14 protein-coding genes and 1 tRNA gene are annotated in these 18,256 nt (G+C 61.6%); 3 read left to right on the top strand and 12 right to left on the bottom strand.

The window, feature by feature from the left end; all coding sequences use genetic code 11:
- The first annotated feature begins 14 nt into the window (after nt 1-14).
- The gene (locus KUV38_RS11710) at nt 15-2,657 is read left to right on the top strand and encodes an AAA family ATPase (RefSeq protein ID WP_222470218.1); all 2,643 of its coding nucleotides are present in this window, start codon (nt 15-17) and stop codon (nt 2,655-2,657) included.
- A gap of 203 nt (nt 2,658-2,860) precedes the next feature.
- Here the strand turns inward: KUV38_RS11710 and KUV38_RS11705 are convergent, their stop codons facing one another.
- From KUV38_RS11705 to KUV38_RS11675, 7 genes are all read right to left on the bottom strand, one after another.
- Nucleotides 2,861-3,091, bottom strand: coding sequence for a hypothetical protein (locus KUV38_RS11705; protein ID WP_222470217.1), 231 nt, complete (start codon nt 3,089-3,091; stop codon nt 2,861-2,863).
- Between the two features lie 451 nt (nt 3,092-3,542).
- Nucleotides 3,543-4,733, bottom strand: coding sequence for a GIY-YIG nuclease family protein (locus KUV38_RS11700; RefSeq protein ID WP_222470216.1), 1,191 nt, complete (start codon nt 4,731-4,733; stop codon nt 3,543-3,545).
- Nucleotides 4,726-6,780, bottom strand: coding sequence for a DEAD/DEAH box helicase (locus KUV38_RS11695; protein ID WP_222470215.1), 2,055 nt, complete (start codon nt 6,778-6,780; stop codon nt 4,726-4,728). Before KUV38_RS11695 ends, KUV38_RS11700 begins: the two co-directional genes overlap by 8 nt.
- The gene (locus tag KUV38_RS11690; RefSeq protein ID WP_222470214.1) at nt 6,767-7,966 is read right to left on the bottom strand and encodes a hypothetical protein; all 1,200 of its coding nucleotides are present in this window, start codon (nt 7,964-7,966) and stop codon (nt 6,767-6,769) included. Before KUV38_RS11690 ends, KUV38_RS11695 begins: the two co-directional genes overlap by 14 nt.
- Nucleotides 7,963-10,692 carry a class I SAM-dependent DNA methyltransferase gene (locus KUV38_RS11685; protein ID WP_222470213.1) on the bottom strand — a complete coding sequence of 910 codons (2,730 nt, stop codon included), beginning with the start codon at nt 10,690-10,692 and terminating at the stop codon, nt 7,963-7,965. Before KUV38_RS11685 ends, KUV38_RS11690 begins: the two co-directional genes overlap by 4 nt.
- Before the next feature lie 589 nt (nt 10,693-11,281).
- Nucleotides 11,282-11,357 (bottom strand) — tRNA-Ala (locus KUV38_RS11680).
- A gap of 79 nt (nt 11,358-11,436) precedes the next feature.
- Nucleotides 11,437-11,766, bottom strand: a complete 330-nt coding sequence (locus tag KUV38_RS11675) for a TIGR02300 family protein (protein WP_222470212.1) — start codon at nt 11,764-11,766, stop codon at nt 11,437-11,439.
- A gap of 131 nt (nt 11,767-11,897) precedes the next feature.
- Here KUV38_RS11675 and KUV38_RS11670 point away from each other — a divergent pair, with 131 nt between their 5' ends.
- Together KUV38_RS11670 and KUV38_RS11665 are read left to right on the top strand one after the other, a co-directional pair.
- Complete coding sequence (locus KUV38_RS11670; protein ID WP_222470211.1) at nt 11,898-12,590, top strand: M48 family metallopeptidase; 693 nt, start codon at nt 11,898-11,900, stop codon at nt 12,588-12,590.
- Between the two features lie 46 nt (nt 12,591-12,636).
- Nucleotides 12,637-13,326, top strand: a complete 690-nt coding sequence (locus KUV38_RS11665) for a GntR family transcriptional regulator (RefSeq protein WP_222470210.1) — start codon at nt 12,637-12,639, stop codon at nt 13,324-13,326.
- A gap of 6 nt (nt 13,327-13,332) precedes the next feature.
- Here KUV38_RS11665 and KUV38_RS11660 read toward each other — a convergent pair whose 3' ends face one another.
- From KUV38_RS11660 to odhB, 5 genes are all read right to left on the bottom strand, one after another.
- Nucleotides 13,333-14,169, bottom strand: coding sequence for a TerB family tellurite resistance protein (locus KUV38_RS11660; RefSeq protein WP_222470209.1), 837 nt, complete (start codon nt 14,167-14,169; stop codon nt 13,333-13,335).
- A gap of 161 nt (nt 14,170-14,330) precedes the next feature.
- Nucleotides 14,331-15,725, bottom strand: coding sequence for a dihydrolipoyl dehydrogenase (lpdA, locus tag KUV38_RS11655; RefSeq protein ID WP_222470208.1), 1,395 nt, complete (start codon nt 15,723-15,725; stop codon nt 14,331-14,333).
- A gap of 118 nt (nt 15,726-15,843) precedes the next feature.
- The gene (locus KUV38_RS11650) at nt 15,844-16,203 is read right to left on the bottom strand and encodes a DUF4440 domain-containing protein (RefSeq protein ID WP_222470207.1); all 360 of its coding nucleotides are present in this window, start codon (nt 16,201-16,203) and stop codon (nt 15,844-15,846) included.
- On the bottom strand, nt 16,200-16,637 hold the full coding sequence (locus KUV38_RS11645) for a hypothetical protein (protein WP_222470206.1): 438 nt from the start codon (nt 16,635-16,637) through the stop codon (nt 16,200-16,202). The genes KUV38_RS11650 and KUV38_RS11645 overlap by 4 nt, the downstream gene beginning before the upstream one ends.
- A 68-nt stretch (nt 16,638-16,705) precedes the next feature.
- On the bottom strand, nt 16,706-18,256 hold the full coding sequence (odhB, locus tag KUV38_RS11640) for a 2-oxoglutarate dehydrogenase complex dihydrolipoyllysine-residue succinyltransferase (RefSeq protein ID WP_222470205.1): 1,551 nt from the start codon (nt 18,254-18,256) through the stop codon (nt 16,706-16,708).

Below are 18,256 nucleotides of genomic sequence, written 5' to 3'. Positions count from 1 at the left end.
GAAAGGGAATTATCATGCTCAAGAACGATAGCGCTCAGGGGGCGTCTGCGCAACCTGACAACAAAGCCAATGACTCCAACGCGTGGGCTGAAATCGCGGCCTTGGCCGCTCAAGACGGGTTGATCTCTCCGGAAGCGGCTGGGGTCATTATCAACCACTGCGAAGATGGCGGCGGCGAGACCAGCAGTACGGCCGGGCTCGTCAATGGCGCCCTTTCGGAAGGGGCTGCAGGGCGTCGCGCTTTGGAATGGCTGGATAGGCTGTTTGCACCCGACGATGTCGTGGAACTGCAAGCCATTCATCCGGATGGGCGTGGGGCTATGTCCTATTGTGGAAGGCTGAGCGACGCAGCCCAACGACGCGATTTGCTGTCGTTTATCAACGCCACCAACGGTCGGTACAACATCTACTTCGGAGTGAGTCCTCGCTCTTCGAACATGGCCGGAATGGATCGAGCCGCGAGCAATGTGGACGTGGCAGCGCGACACCTCTTGGCTCTCGATTTCGATAACCACGTCGCCCCCGACGTGGACCCGGACTGGGCGCGGACGCGGGAAGCTTTGATGGCCGTGGGTCCTGTGGCGGCCGTGAGCACCGGAAATGGCATCCACGTCCACTTCGCCTTCGAGCGCATCGAGGGCGCGGACGCGGTAGCTGCTGCGACTGGTGAGATCAAAGAGGCAATGGCACGGCTGGGGGCGGATGACACTGCCGACGCTCGGCGTATTATGCGCCTGCCTTTTTCTGTAAATTTGCCTAATGCCGCAAAGCGGAAACGAGGTCGTTTGCCGACCCTTGCGAGGGCGGTGGAGTTGAGTGTCGCCGCCGGGGGCCCGCGCCCACTGCCCGACCTGTGTACGGCCATGGCAATTGTTGGGGCGATGCTTGAGTTGCCAGGCCGCGGCAGCGTCAAGAACTCGCCTGAATCTGCAGCCGCTAGCGGTTGCCAAAACCCGCCAGGTCCAGCGCCCAGCGCGGCAGCGCTGCGCATCATGGCCGACGAACTGCCGAATAATGCCGGCGGCCCTTTCGATGATCGGGCTGAGTGGGTGCGCATCTGCCATGCATTCGCAGGGGCCGCACGTGAGGCTGGCTTGGATGCCGCAGGGCGGGACTGTTTCATTCACTGGTCGGACAAGTGGGGCGCTGATCCCGATGACGCTGGGCGCCTCTATGATAGTTGCGGAAATGCTCACGCTGGATGGGGAACGCTCATGCGGGAGCTTATTAAGCACAGTACCGCGGATGGAGTAGCACGTGTCAAAGCGGAGATCGCGCGGTCGGCCTTTGCAGCGCAGTTGACGAATGAGGAGCAAGCTCAAGTCATTTCGCTGGACGCCTGGCGTGTAATGTGCGCTGGCAATGGCACTGGCGCAACCGCCGAGTCCGCACCTAGCCCTGGGGCCCAAAGGGCCCTGGCGCAGGCGGTGGCAGGCGCATCCCTCGTTCCGGTGCCGACCTTTATCCCCGGCGCAATCCCGCCGCGTGAATGGCTCTTGGGCGCACATCTCTACCGCAACAACATTTCTCTTCTGGTCGGCCCGGGGGGCGCTGGCAAATCAGCGATCGCCATGCTTGACGCTGTGGCGCTGGCGACGGGAAAGACCCTGATGCCGGGGAGTGAGCCACACAAGCCTTTGACCGTGCTCTACTATAATGGGGAGGACAACACGGATGAGCAAAGGCGGCGCTTGGCTGGGGCTCTGAGCGCACACGGCATCACGCACAGTAACCTGGGTGGAAGGCTCATTCTGGCATCGCACTCTGATTTTCCGCTGCGGTTCGGTGGTACGGGTAGTGGCGGAGCGCAGATTGCACCGGGCATCGAGGATGCTCTTGTCGGGCTGATTAACCGCCACGATATTGACGTCCTGATGCTGGACCCGCTCGGTGCACTTCACGGCTTTAGCGAGAACTCCAACGAAGAAATGAATCTGCTGATGGGCGCGTTGCGGAACGTCGCACACAGGACGCGCTGTGCCATTTACATTGTCCATCACGCCAGCAAAGCGGCGGGAATTGACATGAAAGGAGCGGGTGCTTCCGCGTCTCGGGGTGCGTCCGCGATCGTTGACGCGGCGCGCAATGTCAGACAAACGGCTCGTATGAGCCGCGATGATGCCAAAGCATTGCGGTGCGAACACATCATCCCAGAGGACGAACGCTACCGCTACGTCCGCATCGACAACGGCAAGAGCAACCTTGCGCCCGCGGCGAAGACGGGGTGGGTCGTTTTGGAAAGCGTCAAGCTGGGGAATGGGTCTTCCGAGTACCCTTTGGGCGATACTGTGCAGGGCGCCAAGCCATGGACGCCGCCCGGGCCGGTAGTCGGGACCGCCAGTGACTTGCATCGTGTGCAGTGTGCTATCAGTAGCGCCCCTAGCAAGCCCCGGGCAGACCATCGGTCTGATGTCTGGGTCGGCTACGTAGTTGCGGACGTGCTCGGTCTGGACTGCGGACGTGGCGTGAAAGCGACGGACCGGACGCCACAGCAGGACGCCGCGCGCAGGGATGTCTCGGATATGGTCTCTGGGTGGCTGGCTGATGGTGGGCTCATCGAAGTGCGCGAACGGGATGCTCGGGCAGGGCGCGAAGTTTCCTGCATCGCCTTGGGCACGCCCGCGTTCATGCACGGCGGTCATGAGGAAGCAGCCTGAGGGCTGTGTCGGTATCAGAGCGACCGATCCACAGTCTCCACAGTCCCACTGCTGAAGACCGTGGATACCGCACGGAAAATGGGCAACCGGTGTGTGTGGTGGGCCCTCAAAAGGGCCACCACCTCAGTGGTTTCACCTTAGGCCGCGCAACTGTGTGTGGAAGTCATCGCCCCTGCTTGGCGAACGAAAGAAAGATTTTGTCCTCAACTGTGAAGACCTAACTGAAAAGGGAGTCGCTCAGTATGCCTCAAGCCCGTTTTGCACCGCACCAAAAAGGCATTCTCAAGTGGTGCGACCGCCACGCCGATTGGTTCAAAAAGAACCCCAACTGCCAGTTTCGTCTGGCCCAGATCAGCATCCAACAGATCAAGAATCTCGTCGGCTCCGAAGGTGTATTCGCGGGCTGTGCGAGCGCTCTCGATGGCGCGGCGCATTTGCACGAATCCGGACAGGGTCTTTTTGTGGAACCCGACTTCCCGTCTACGCGCAAACCTGGCCCTCGCTCCATCCAATGCGTTGTGCGCCGCGCCGATCCCGCAATGGGGCGCCCCCTGCCCGAGATTTTCTTGCTGGATGGGAGTGGTCCCCTTAGCCGGGTATCTTGGTTCGGACACAACGAAGCACTTTGCGCCGCAATTTGGAGGAATGCAGAGGGAATGAGGGCGATGGGCCTGCGCGCGCGATGGCGCCCTGCTGAGATCGCCTAAGATGGTATCAGGCACGGCCCGCTTGCCCAGCCACTTCTAAGTGCTTCAACGTTCCGTAGCGAAATCCCGATTTGCCTGTCACGTATGTCAGATTAGATCCCGCTGCTCTGCTGTGTCACCAGATACTGAGTTGGCGGCCCTCGCCGCGCAAAGTGTTTGGTTAGGTTGGCTTATTCACCTAGCCGCGCGATTTCAGCGAAGCGCTAACGGGATCATAGACGTACTGCTTTATTGTCCCATCCTTGATGCGCTCGACTGCTTCATCAATCGCGGCGAAAGGTACGAGAAACCATTCTCGGGGTGAAATTGGCCGGCCAAACCTGTCCAAGACCTCAATGTCTAGTCGCGCTGGCTCGAAGATACGATGAATGAGGTTCTCCAGCTTCGTCCTGTTGATGTTGTAAAGCTCATAAGTCGCCACGATCTCGATATTGGCCATCAAAAATGTCGGCTGCAGATGCGCGCCAGCGGTACGCTTCTCGACACTCATGTTCGTCACGCCGATCTTGTGAACGAGTTGGCGGTTTTCAGCGACAAGGGGATGATCGGACTTGCTGCGTAGTACGTAGATCGTGCCGCTCGCCTCATCCCCGTCGATAGTCTGATCAGAAAACAACGGTCCGGCAGACGGTTCAGTAATTCTTCGCCCAGCGTCGTCCTTATTCAAGGCGCGTTGGAGTGACCGCATGAGCATGTTGCTCTCGGTGCCGTTGTCGAAAATCACGCGCAGACGGGCATCCGTGCGTCCCTGGTCGGTGATCGTCGTTTCCCCCTTTTCGGCGACATAAGCTTTCTGACCGCCGACGATGAAGAAGCGCCCCTTCTCGATCTCGGCTTTCATCTCGAAGGGCCGTGTATCGCGAAGGCCGCTATCGAGTTCCTTTTGCACCTTCTCGAAGAGCGGCTTGAAGGATTTGAAGTCCTCGCATTTGTCGCGGCTGGCCACCTCTTCAGCGGCCTTCTTTTCTGCTGTCGATCGGACATGTTTCAGCTCTGTGATCGCTGGTGCTTCGAGCTCGATTCCAAGCTCTGCCAGGAGCGCATCATCATCAAGCTCTTCCGCATCCACGATGGCCGCCTGTGCTGCACCACTGAGAAGCCCTGTGTCGTCCAAGGGCTCGACCAGCTCACGGCACTCTTCAAGCTCGCGGATGCGGTCTAGCCGAACCGCATAGAGCCGCTCGAAGATGTCGCGGTCTTCGCCGTGCTGCGGTGTGCGTCCATGTTCCTCGGCGAAACGCTGAATCTCTTTGAAGCCTGCGATGATACGTTCTTCGCGCGGCGTGCGCGTGACTGCCTTCTTGGCTTCGATCTCAACGCCAAGCTCGGCCAGGAGCGCATCGTCCTCTTCGGTGAATTCTCTAGCCATTGGCGGCCTCTTGCTTCATGCGGGCCAAGAACGCGACACCTTCGGCCATCTTCTTCTCCCAGGCATCGGGAGATGTTATGGACGGCAACCGTCCCCGCTCCTGCTTGAACTTCACGGCACGCCGCGCCAGGTCGCGTGCCTCTTCTGGCGTGAGCTGTACCTTCTTCGCCGAAATTACCGCCGCCACTTGCTTTAGGCTTTCCTCGTTCATGGTCTTTCCGAGGATCTTGTAGGCTGCCCCAAACGGGTTGATGCGGTCGATCAAGTCGATGTCGAGATCGCGAACATCCATCGCAAACTTGCGCACACCGTCGATCAGCGCCGTATTGCCGCTCACCTGCGTGTCGTCGGCAGAGGTCGCAAGAGCTGCTTCCTTCGCCTTCTGCGTCAGATTCAATGCGGCAATAGCGTGCTGGCGCACGGCTTCCTGGTCCTCAGCGTCGAGCTCGGGGAATTTCGCGCCGACGATCTTACCCATGCGCACTTGGGTAAGCTCTTCGGGCACAAGCTCTTCATCAAAAAGCCCACGCTCGATCGCCGTCTTATCCTGGACAAAGGCAGTGATGACCTCGTTCAAGTCCTCCTGGCAGACACGTTCGGCCTCCTTGCTTTTGGGCATCGCCAGTCCCTTGATCTCGATCTGGAATTGTCCGCTTTCCTCACTGAAACCGATGTTTTCCTGGTCGGGATCATAGCCGCCTTCTCCGTAGTCGAAGCCTTCGACCGGCCCGCTCTTCGGGGTCTTCGGTGTGAAGTTGAAGCGTGGGGCAAGAACCTGCTCCATGAGCAAGCTTGCGGCGATCGCCTTCAGCGTATCGTTCACCGCCTCAGTGACGGCGGCCTCACTGGCATCAGGCTCAGCGATCAAATTGGTGAAACGGGCGCGCGTCTTACCTTCGGCATCGCGGGTCGCACGGCCGATGATCTGAACGATTTCGGTCAGACTCGCGCGGTAGCCGACTGTGAGCGCGTGCTCGCACCAAATCCAGTCGAAGCCCTCTTTGGCCATACCAAGAGCGATGATGATGTCCACATGATCGCGGTTGTTCTTATTGGCGGGGTCTTTGAGCGCACCTGAAACCTTGTCACGCTTCACCGCTTCATCATCGACCAGATCGGCAATTCTCAGAACCTTTCCCTCGGGCGTCTTCACAAGCTGGAACCCCGTGGCAGGATCGGTGCCCTGCCAGTCGCCCAAGGCGTCGATGATGTGCTCGACTTCGCGGTGCTTGTCCTTCGTGCTCTCCCGCGAATTCACGTTCGGGATGTGGACGATCGTCTTCTCGTTCGGATCGAGCACCGCCAAGATGTCGTCTGCATATGAGCCTGAGTAGAAGAAATAGCCGATATCGAGCTGCTTCAAGTATTTGTAGCCATTCAACTGCTCGTAGTAGGTGTAGGTGATCGTGTCGAACTTCGCCTCGTTCTCGGGCACTAGGATCGGTACCGCATCGCCCCGGAAATAGCTGCCAGTCATCGCCACGACATGCACGCGGCCGCGGGCGATGAACTCGTTGAGCTGCGAACCAAGGATGCTGTCCTCGCTGGCCGAAACATGGTGGAATTCGTCCACGGCGATCAGCCGATCATCGAACGCCTCGATCCCGAGCTTCTCTACGGCAAAGCGGAAGGTTGCGTGGGTGCAGACCAGCACACGTTCGCCGCTGTCAAGAAACGCTTCCACCGATTTTACTTTGCCGCCATCCGTGCCGGGCGAATTGCAGAGGTTCCACCTTGGCGCGACGGCCCAATCTGACCAGAAGCCAAACTTGCTCAGCGGCTCATCGTTGAAGCTCGATCCAATCGACTTCTCCGGCACCACCACGATCGCTTGCTTGAGCCCTTGATTGTGCAGCTTGTCGAGCGCGATGAACATGAGCGCGCGGCTCTTGCCCGAGGCGGGCGGCGACTTGATCAGCAGATACTGCTCGCCGCGCTTCTCATACGCGCGCTCCTGCATCGCCCGCATGCCAAGCTCGTTCGACTTGGTCGAACCTCCGGTCTGTGCATAGGTGACGGAAACAGCGGGAACATTATTGATCGTCATCAACCGAACTTTCTTCTTCAAATTTCAGGGCAGCCGCGCGGCCTATCTGCCAAGCTGCTCCTACGTCATCTTCACTAGCAAGGTAGAACTCACCGCCAAGCCATGTGGCGTGCTGAGCCAAGTATTGCTTCATAGCATTCTCGCCCGACACGGCCGCCGAGAAGCCGCTGTAGGGGTCATGTCCATCTTTTCGGGTCGTCCTAAGAACCTGCCAACAAAACGTGCCCCTAGGCATCGCCTTCTGTAGGGTCTGGCGGCGCATGTCAGGGCTGACCGATAGTCCGATCTTGATGATCGACGATCCCTCTACGGATTGCCCCAAATAGGCTGTGGTGTCACCCCTCAGGCGCAGGACGTAGAGCTCGCGGGGGAGATGGCTTGTTCCCTCGGGGACGAAGTAGCCGCCGCTGCTGGCCGGTCCTGCGGGGACCATACCAAGGCCCGGATGCTGCGGTGCTGAAGCCTCGTCGCCCGATGCGCCCTTGGAAAAGACGGGAACCTCAACCCAAGGGATGCTGCGCAAGGTGTCAATCTTGGCCGGGTCCGTGATGACCTCCCCCATGGCTGAAACATGCCGCGCGGTTTTGGATAGTTCCGGGAACAGGTCCATCGCGCGCGGTCGGTACTCGGGAAGGTAGCTGAATGCGCGGACCGCTCTCAGTGAGTGCCGCCACTTGGTCGCATCGCGGCCGTGGTGGATCGGGTGGGTGAACTCGTCCCGGTCGCCCATTTCATGGCTCATCAGATAGAACCCGGCAATCCTACCCTTCAGGTCCGGGTCGATGTAGGTCTGATTACTGGTGACGTAACAGACACAGATGAATGGGTCGGTTAGCTCCTTCATCAGGTTTGTACGGCGTGTTGCCCCGTTAAGGCCGGACCAGCCCACAGTGCCCCAAGTTTCGGGGGTCCAGCCCCAGAAGGAGGTGAAGAGGACAGAAGTGGCATCGGTCCAGAAGTCAGCCACATCGGCGCGGCCACGCGCGACGGCTTCGAAATGCGCCTCAAAGGCTCGGACGCTGCCGTAGGTTTCGACCACTCGGGTCTGCACCTTGCGCAGCATGTGCTGGCCGCGCTCGGGCCAGTGGTGATAGGTGAACATGCCGGTGTAGCCGCCAAAGACGCGCTGGCCGATATCCCCGATGACCTTGGCATCACCGCCGGGGCTGTAGGGGCGGTCGTTCATGCCGCCCCCTTCTTGGTCAACTTCGTATAAAGCTCGAAGAGCTTTTCGAGGCGTTCGGTGTCGTTGCGGAAGCGGCGGCCGATGTAGATGCGCTCAAGGGTTTCGTCGTTGCGATCATGAGCGGCGCGCAGGTCGGCAGGCATCTTCTCGGGGTCGTAGAGATCGGCGATGGTCGCGGGGAAATGCGCCTCGCGCGCCAAAAGGACGTCCTCGGCGCAACGGGTCAGGTCTTCCTTGTTCTTCTCAGTCAGTTGCGGGACGGGGAAGGTGTTCCATCCAAGAGTGTTCGAATAGCGGAAATCGGTCTTTAGCTTCCCGCATACAGTTGCAACCCAGACGAGGTGCAGTTTTGAGGCGATCAGCGCCATGTTCCAGAGCGGGGCATCGTAGAGGGCGAAGGCTTGGTTAGTGGTTCCTGTACGCCCCGGCAGCAAGTTTGTCGGCAAATACTCGCGTGCCTCCGATGAGACTTGGGGCGCTAAGATTGTGGATGAGTGAGCTAAGTTTCTGTCTCGATATTGATGCGGTCGGTTGGCCAGAGCATTGTAGCTTGGGTCTTTACTCGTGAGACGTGTTTCTCTCACACGGTCTATTCTACGCGAGATTTCGGGGATTCCCCGTGCACTCTTGAGATCGTTATCGTCTATCCATAGGCAATACCGCTTCAAACCTTTGATAAACTCCTGAGCACCATACAAGGGGATCACAAGTCTCTCTGCTTCAGGATACTCACCGATCAGGTCGTCTTTTTCTCTTTGGTTTAGTGATAGGTGATTTCCGTCTCCAGGAAGGTTGCCATAATTCATGCGGGAAATATCAGCTATCGGTCTACCTCTGGTTGTCACGACGACAGAAGAGCCGGGGAGCAGGTAGGGGTTTATCTCATCCACCTTGCGGACCATTTCGCCATCAAAAATCTTCTTCTCTCGGTTGGTCTTTCCAACACCGATGATGACTACGGTAACACCCGCGTTATGTGCAGCGTTGTTTGCCCACTTGAATGACCGGTGGGCAAACGTGATTTCCAACCCCTTCGAGAAAAGATGTGGCCAGTAGATGGGAATCTGAGTTCCCTGGCTCACAGAGTTCGTCGTTACATAAGCAAATTCGCCACCTTGGAGCAGGATGAAATCCGATGCTTTTTCGAGCCAACCGAAAACATAATCCAAAGATGCCGCCGATTTTATCTTTGATCCCAGAACGGCTCTTAGTTCAGCTTTCTGCTCCTTGTCTTGGTTTCGGCGCCCGATATACGGCGGGTTCCCACAGATGTAGGTCTCTCCGCCTTCGTTCTCGAAGTCGATCTGCGCCTGGTCGAGCGGCGACATGAACAAGTCATCGGCATGGTGCTTCACCCCCGTCCCGGTGGGCGGGCAGATGCTCAGCCAGTCGAGCCGCAGCGCGTTGCCGCAAGTGATCCAGTTCATGGCATCGAGGGGCAGAAACTCGGCAAGCGCCTCCTTCTGACCGCGATGCAGCACGTCGCACTGATACTCGGCAATGATTAGCGCCAAGCGTGCGATTTCGGCTGGGAAGTCGCGCAACTCGATCCCGCGAAAATTGGTCAGAGGGATGTCGGTGCGCCGGTCAGCCTCGCCGCGCCGCGTGTTGATCTCGGCCTCGATCGCGCGCATCTCCTTGTAGGCGATCACCAGGAAGTTGCCCGATCCACACGCAGGATCGAAGACCCTGATCTTGGCCATGCGGTTCCGCAGGTTCAGAAGCTTGCGGGAGTTATCCCCGGCTTCTTCCAGTTTCTCGCGCAGGTCATCGAGGAAGAGCGGGTTAAGCACCTTCAGAATGTTGGGCACAGAGGTGTAGTGCATCCCCAAAGCGCCGCGTTCCTCGTCATCCGCGACGGCCTGGATCATCGAGCCGAAGATGTCGGGGTTGATCTTGGTCCAATCGAGATTGCCGATGTGAAGGAGGTAGGAGCGGGCGATCTTCGAGAAGCGCGGCACGTCCGTGCTGCCCGAGAAGAGACCGCCGTTCACATAGGGGAACACATCTGCCCAACGTGGCAGCTTGGCCGATGTACGTTGAGGGATCGGCGTGTTCATGGCGCGGAAGAGCTCGGAAATCACCTCGTGGGTGTTGGAACTGTCCTGGGCGCTCATTTGCGTGACGGTTGCCGTGAACAGGTCTTCGCCGTTCAGGATCGACGTATCCTCGGCAAAAAACAGGAAGATCAGCCGCGCCATGAAGTGGTTCATGTCATGACGGCGATCGGCCGTGCCCCAATCCGGGTTGTCCTGGAGCAACGTGACGTAGAGGCGGTTAAGGCGGCCGGTGGCCTTGATATCGAAAGCGCTTTCGCGAATTTGCTTGACAGTGCTGATCCCTGCCAGAGGCAGGAAGAAGCCGAAGTGATCGGGGAAGTCGGCAAAGGGGCACGCGATCGTCTCACCTGACGCGAGGTCCTCGGCCTCAAGGGTCGCACCATCGGTGGCGAGGATGAACTTCGCCTTGGCCTTTGCGGTCGCAGGGCTTTGCCGGAGTTCAGCAAGGGTCTCAGCAACTGTTCCTGGATCACAGGACTTTAGGTGGATGTTGTTTGCCTGAAGGACGCCGCCGATGTCAGACTTGTTCGATGAACCAGAGCGGAGCCGCTTGATCGTGGTCGCCTTGTTGCCGAACGCTTCCAAGAACGCGAATGCGAACTCCTCTGCATCGAACGGTTTCTCGGCCAATGCGGAAATTGCTTCTTCGATCTCGACAGCGTTCACTGCTCTACGACTCCCTTTTTGAACTCCACACTAGCAACAGTGGTTGTGGTGTGCATCATCGGCACCTGCAAGTAGCGGCGAAATCAAGATGGGCGCGGCCTATCCTCAAGCATCTTAGTTAAGAGGTTCTGGAGGCAGCACGGCGTTGCGTAGGAGGTGCGTCGCCCCTCGTGTCGTCTGTCCATCTCGTCAAAAAGTTCAGAAGACGCTCGCTTTTTTCGTCATGCTCATAGACACAAACGCTCTCCCTCCGGGTGAGCCCCAGGGGTAGAGGGCGGCACGAAGCGATTGAGTGGCAGGGCATAACGAATCGATCACGTGGCTCGGTGCGACCTGAAACGCGGCCATCGAGGGTCAAGCTAGGCTTCTAGCCGCCTTGCCGAAGCTCGACGAGCTGAAAGCACCGCGTTTGCCGCCTCAAGTTGTTCGTTCACAGTCTGCTCGTCAGGATAGAAGGACCATGATTCTAGGGCTGTGTGCAGGATACGGTCCGAATCCCCGCTCGGGCCTAGGCAGCGAGCCAGAATTAGGGGCAGGTTAGGGGCGCGGCGCGCCGATGGGTAAAAAATCTATACGTATCAAGGGGGAATGGTGGAGCCTAGGGGAGTCGAACCCCTGACCTCTTGCATGCCATGCAAGCGCTCTCCCAACTGAGCTAAGGCCCCGGTGAGGCGGACGTTTAGGGAATCGCGGCGGGGGGTTCAAGCGAAATTTTCGCTGCCCGCCGCCTTTTCCTGTCCGGCCTCAGTTGTCTTCGTCGTCAGAGGCAACGTCGGCGATGTCGTCGAGCGAAACATCGTCGTCATCGTCATCTTCCAGCACGTCGTCGCCGAGATCGACATCGCTGTCATCATCATCGTCGTCGAGCACATCGATATCCGCGTCTTCTTCTTCGGCCTCGACCGACTTGGGATCGGGCTTGTCGCCTTTCAGCGCCGAACGGGCCTTGTTGCCGGTGTCCAGCTCAACGATCTCGCCGGTGTAGGGGCTTACGATCGGGTCTTTGCCGAGGTCGTAAAACCGCTTGCCGGTGGTCGGGCAGACGCGCTTGACGCCCCATTCTTCCTTAGGCATCGAAATCCTCACATGCTTTAGGGTTCGAGCGGGGCCAATGCCATGCCGGGACAGGGCTGTAAAGGGGGTATCGGCCTTTCTTGCCGGGGCGCGGCGGGATAGGCTGGGGCGAGGATAACGAGGGCAGGGCGATGGGGGTCATCACACTACCGGGAGAGCCGGAGGTCGAGGTCACGCTGCGCCGCTCGGCGCGGGCGCGGCGGCTGTCGCTCCGGGTGTCGGGGGTGGATGGCCGGGTGACGCTGACCATGCCGCGTTTCGCGCCCGAGCGGGAGGCCCGCAGCTTTGCAGCCGAGAAGGCGGGCTGGATCCGCGACAGGCTGGCCGAGCAGGCGCCCTACACCTTGGCCGTGGTGGGCGCGATTGTTCCGGTGGAGGGCGTCCCGCGGCAGATCGAGCGGGCGCCGGTGCGGCGGATTACCCTTGCAGGTCAGGCGCTTCAGGTGCCTGAGGAAGCCGCGCGCGTGCCCGCCCGGCTGGGCGCCTTTCTACGGGAGATGGCCCGTGAGCGGCTCTCCGAGGCCTCCGCCCGCCATGCCGGCGCCATCGGGCGGCCCTTTGGGAAGATCACTTTGCGTGACACCCGCTCGCGCTGGGGCTCGTGCAGCCACGAGGGCAACCTGATGTATTCATGGCGGCTCATCCTCGCGCCGCCGGAGGTGCTGGATTACGTCGCGGCCCATGAGGTCGCCCACCTCGCGCATATGGATCACTCCGCCCGTTTCTGGGCCGCCTGCGGGCGGCTTTGCCCCGGGTATGAGGCGCCGCGCCAGTGGTTGCGGCGGGAGGGGGCGGCGCTTCATCGCTACGGGTTCAAGGGGTGATCACTTCGCCGTTGACGGGCGGCAGATTCGTGATCACGCTTGGCTCATGCTGATCCAACCGCCCCCTGCCGATGCCGCCCCGCCCAGCCGCGAGGCTCCCACGCCCTCCGGTGCGGCCACCGCCGCCCATGACCGCGTGTACCGCGCCCTGCGCACCCGCATCATGCATGGCGAGCTCTTGCCCGGTCATGCGCTGACCCTGCGCGGCGTGGGCAAGGAATACGGCGTGTCGATGACACCTGCGCGCGAGGCCGTGCGTCGGCTGGCGGCAGAAGGGGCGCTGACCCTGTCGGCTTCTGGCCGGGTGTCGACCCCGGTGCTCTCGAACGAGCGGATAGAAGAACTGGCCGCCATTCGCGCGCTCTTGGAGCCGGAACTGGCCAGCCGTGCCCTGCCGCGGGCGCATATCGCGCTGATCGAGCGGCTGGAGGCGGTGAATGCAACGATCGCCGAGGTCACCGCGCGGGGCGATGCGGCGGGCTATATTCGGGCGAATCTGGAGTTTCACCGCACGCTCTACCTGCGGGCGCAGGCCCCGGCGATGCTGGCGCTGGCGGAGACCGTGTGGCTCCAGCTCGGCCCGACGATGCGGCTGCTTTACGACCGGCTGCGCCGCAACGAGGTGCCGCGGCACCACAGGCTGATCGTCGCCGCGCTGAAGGCGGGCGACGAGCCTGGGCTGCGGCTTGCGGTGCGGTCGGATGTGACCGGCGGCCTGCGGATGCTGGCGAGCTGAGGCGCCTCAGAGGCTCCGCAACATCCCCTGCATCTCCAGCGCAGAAATCCCCAGCGTGGCAGCGAGGCGGGCCAGGAAGCCCTTTTCTGACTGCGTGATGGTGCCGTCAGACACGGTGACCATCAGCGCGCCGCGCATCAGGGTCTCTTTCTGGTGAGCGTTCAGCCCGGCCCCGAAGGCGCGGAACTCTTCGTCCGACACCTTGGTGCCTGCCATCCCGATCAGCCGTTCGATCTGGTCGGCGGGGTAGGCGGCGCCGGTGAGCTTTTGGCTGGCGAAGGCGATGAGCTTCACCTCTTCGGGATCCACTACGCCATCGGCCTTGGCGGCGTGGCACATCACATCGAGGACGCGCTGGGCAAAGCCGGTGGCGCCGGTCATCGCATTGCGGCGACGGCGGCGGCGCATACCAGCGAAAAGCTTGATCAGGCCGAACAGCGCAAAGGTCGCCCCAATCCCGGCAGTGCCGGCAAAGCCGGTGACCAGTTGTGGGATCTGCATCTTGGGTTCAACAGGCAGACTCGGCGGCACGTCACCGGCGCGCAGCATCGCTTGCATGCGTTCGGGCGAAATCGGGATGTACTGCTGCCCGGTGCAATTGTCGTAGGACAGCGCGTAGCCTTCCATCGACCGCCACAGGCCGATCCCGAAGAAATGGGATTTGGTGGACAGGTGACAGAGCGCCATCTGGCCGCCTGCACCGTTCCCGGTGCGGGTGAGGGCGACAAAATGGAGTTGCTCGCTCTCCATGATGGCACCGCCACCCCGGCGGGCCTCGGCCTCGTGACTCATGGCTGTCAGCGCCAACAGGGCAGCAGCCGCGATGGTTCCGAACTTGCGCATCGGCATGTCCTCTCGCTTTTTACTCAACAATCGGGGCTCTCCGGCCCGTTCCTTGCGAAAAGCGTTAACAGTCGAATACGGCGAGGCTTGGGCATAAGTCGCGCACGAAAAAGGCCGCGGACAACCTGCCCACGGCCCTCAACTTACGCCTCAGTTCTTAATTAGGCGTGAATGGCCCCGTCGCCGCAGGCCAGCGCGCTCTCGCGCACCGCTTCGGAGAAGGTCGGGTGGGCGTGGCAGGTGCGGGCGACATCCTCGGCAGAGGCGCCGAACTCCATGGCCACGCAGATCTCGTGGATCAGCTCACCCGCCGCCGGGCCGATGATGTGGCAGCCAAGGATCCGGTCGGTCTCCTTGTCGGCCAGCATCTTCACGAAGCCCTCGGCCTGGTGGACCGATTTGGCCCGCGCGTTGCCCATGAAGGGGAACTTGCCGACCTTGTAGGCCTTGCCCTTCTCCTTCAGAGTTTCCTCGGTTTCTCCGACACTTGCGACCTCGGGGGCGGTGTAGATCACGCCCGGAATGAGGCCATAGTTGATGTGCGGCTTCTGGCCCGCGAGCATCTCGGCCAGCGCAGTGCCCTCGTCTTCGGCCTTATGGGCGAGCATCGGGCCGGGGATGGCATCGCCGATGGCGTAGACGCCCTTCACGGCGGTCTGGAAGTGGTCGTCGACCTCGACCTGCCCGCGCTTGGTGAGCTTCACGCCGAGGCTCTCCAGCCCGAGGCCTTCGACATAGGGCTTGCGACCGGTGGCGACCAGAACGGTATCGGCCTTCAGCTCGTGGGCCGAGTCATCCTTGCGGAGCTTGTAATGGACGGTGGCCTTGCCGCCCTTGGCTTCCACCTTGTTCACTGCGGCGCCCATGACGAACTGAAGGCCCTGTTTCTTCAGGATTTTCTGGAAGTTCTTGGCGACCTCGGCATCGGCACCGGGGGTGATCGCATCGAGGAACTCGACCACGGTGACCTTGCTCCCGAGCCGGGCATAGACAGAGCCAAGCTCCAGCCCGATCACGCCGCCACCGACGACGACCATCTCGCCGGGCACCTTGCCCAGCTCCAGCGCGCCAGTGGAGGTGACGACGACCTTCTCGTCGATCTCGACTTCGGCACCCGGAATGCTCGCCGGTTCGGAGCCGGTGGCGATGATGATGTGCTTGGCCTCGTGGGTCTCGTCACCCACCTTCACCTTGCCCGCCTCGGGGATCGAGCCCCAGCCCTTCAGCCAGTCGATCTTGTTCTTCTTGAAGAGAAATTCGATGCCGCCGGTGTTCTGGTCCACGGTCTTTTGCTTGTAGGCCTTCATCTGCGGCCAGTCGACGGAGGGGCTTTTGCCCTTGAGGCCCATCTCGGCGAAATTGTGCTCTGCCTCGTGCAGCAGGTGCGAGGCGTGCAGCAGCGCCTTGGAGGGGATGCAGCCGACGTTGAGGCAGGTGCCGCCCAGCGTCTCGCGGCCCTCGACCACGGCGGTCTTCAGGCCCAGCTGGGCGCAGCGGATGGCGCAGACGTAGCCGCCGGGGCCAGCGCCGATGATGATCACGTCATAAGAGGACATGGGCTCTCCTTTACCAAGATGCGGGGCATGCAGAACTGATGCACAATCCATGCACATCCCATGCACATGTCATCTGACATATGCGGTTTTCGGGTGAATTCGTTAATGCGCCGCCCGCTCATGACAGGCCGCCTTCGGGCAGCGGTGTGCCCTGATGAAATCGGGCCTGCCAGCCTTCGGGCGTCTCGGCCCAGAGGGTGGAGCGGCTGGCCCATTGGACCTCGTCCGGGTAGCGGGTTTCGGAGGTGTAGGTCACGAGGGTGACGCCGGGCGCGATGGCCTGGCTCTCCAGCCCGTGCAAGCGGTGCTCGGAGGGGCGGCCCTCGGAGGTATCGGTCAGCAGCTCTTCACGGGTATACTTCCGGCCGGAGCGCGACAGCTCGAAGAACTCGGGCGCCAGCAGCCGCTCGATGGCAGCGCGGTCATAGGCGGAGGCGGCGGCCCAGATGGCGTTTTCGAGCGCGGCGAAATCGGTCATTCCGGCACCCCGCTGAAGGCGCCCTTGCGGTAGAGGTGCCACGCGAACCAGGCCAGCGCGAGGGCGAGCACCAGCTCCAGCGCGGCGACGATCCAGACCAGCGGGGTGATGAGCCATTGCGGCTCGATACCATCTGCCACGCTCGGGGTCCGGCGGATGAGCAGGAAAGAAAAGCCGCAGAGTGCCCAGATCAGCAGCACCGAAATGGGCCTGCGGGCGGGCAGGGTGCGGGAGAGGGCGAGCAGGAGCAGGGCGGGGATGAAGGCGATGACCGCGAAGATCAGCAGCCACGGCTGAAACCCGGCCCAGCCGAAGGTGCCGAGCGCCAGAACGCCGAAGATGGAGAGCGCGCCCAGCGTGAACCCGGCAGACCGCAGCCCGCTCGCCGTTTCGGGCGAGAAGGCGATGGTTTCGGCGCGGGTGAGCAGGGTCATGCGAGTGCTCCGGGTGGCGGGTTGTCATCCACCCTACGTCTGGTTGCAGGGTGGGTGAAACCTACCAATCACAGGTCCATCAACAGCCGGCGCGGGTCTTCGAGCGCTTCCTTGACCCGCACCAGGAAGGTCACGGCGCCTTTGCCGTCGACGATGCGGTGGTCGTAGCTGAGGGCCAGATACATCATCGGGCGGATCTTGATCTCGCCGCCGACAACCATCGGGCGGTCCTGAATTTTGTGCATGCCGAGGATGCCCGACTGCGGGGGGTTCAGGATGGGTGAAGACATCAGCGAGCCGTAGACGCCGCCGTTGGAGATGGTGAAGGTGCCGCCCTGCATCTCGGCCATCGAGAGCTTGCCGTCGCGGGCGCGGGCGCCCTTTTCGGCGATGGCCTTCTCGATGTCGGCAAAGCTCATCGCGTCGGCGTCACGGATCACCGGCACCACGAGGCCCTGCGGCGTGCCTGCGGCGATGCCCATGTGGACGAAGTTCTTGTAGACGATGTCGGTGCCGTCGATCTCGGCGTTGACCTCGGGAACCTCCTTCAGCGCGTGCACGCAGGCCTTGGTGAAGAACGACATGAAGCCGAGCTTCACGCCGTGCTTCTTGAGGAAGAGATCCTTGTACTCGTTCCGCAGCGCCATCACCTCGGTCATGTCCACCTCGTTGTAGGTGGTCAGGATCGCGGCGGTGTTTTGCGCGTCTTTCAGGCGGCGGGCGATGGTCTGACGCAGGCGCGTCATCTTCACGCGCTCCTCGCGGGCCTCGTCCTCGGCGGCCACGGGGCCACGGGGCGGGGCGGAGGGGGCAGAGGTGGAGGACGAAGAGGCCGAGACACCGGCCTGAACGGCCTTCATCACGTCTTCCTTCATGATCCGGCCATCCTTGCCGGTGCCCTTCACGTCGGACTCCGAGAGGCCCTTCTCGGCCATCATCTTGTTGGCGGAAGGCGCGTTTTCGATGTCGGCGCCCTTGGCCGCGGTGGCGGCTGCGGGGGCCTTGGGCGCGGCGGTTGCCTCGCCGCCCTCGGCGGGCTTGGAGACGGAGGCACCGGAGGAGCCACCCATCACCGCGAGCTTGCCGCCCGCTTCGACGGTGGCGCCCTCTTCGGCGAGGATCTCGGTGATCGTGCCGGCGGCGGGGGCGGGCACCTCGACGGAGACCTTGTCGGTCTCCAGTTCACAGAGCATCTCGTCGGCCTCGACGGTGTCGCCGACCTTCTTGAACCATGTGGCCACGGTGGCCTCGGTCACGCTTTCGCCCAAGGTGGGGACCATCACGTCGACGCTTTCGCCGCCGCCCGAGCTTTCGGCGGGGGCTTCATCGGCTTTCGGCTCTTCGGCCTTGCTCTCTTCTTTCGCCGGGGCCGCAGCCTCGCCGCCTTCGGAGATGGTGGCCAGCAGGGCGTCGACGCCGACGGTTTCGCCCTCGGCGGCAACGATCTCGCCCATCACGCCAGCGGCGGGCGAGGGGACCTCGACGGTGACCTTGTCGGTCTCCAGCTCGCAGAGCATTTCATCGGCGGCAACCGCATCGCCCGGTTTCTTGAACCAGGTTGCGACGGTGGCCTCGGTGACGCTTTCGCCCAGGGTGGGCACGCGGACTTCGGTGCTCAT

The organism is Vannielia litorea (assembly GCF_019801175.1).
Lineage (GTDB): Bacteria > Pseudomonadota > Alphaproteobacteria > Rhodobacterales > Rhodobacteraceae > Vannielia > Vannielia litorea_B.
The sequence above is the reverse complement of the archived record's forward strand: the minus strand, read 5'-3'. Positions and strand labels throughout refer to the sequence as shown.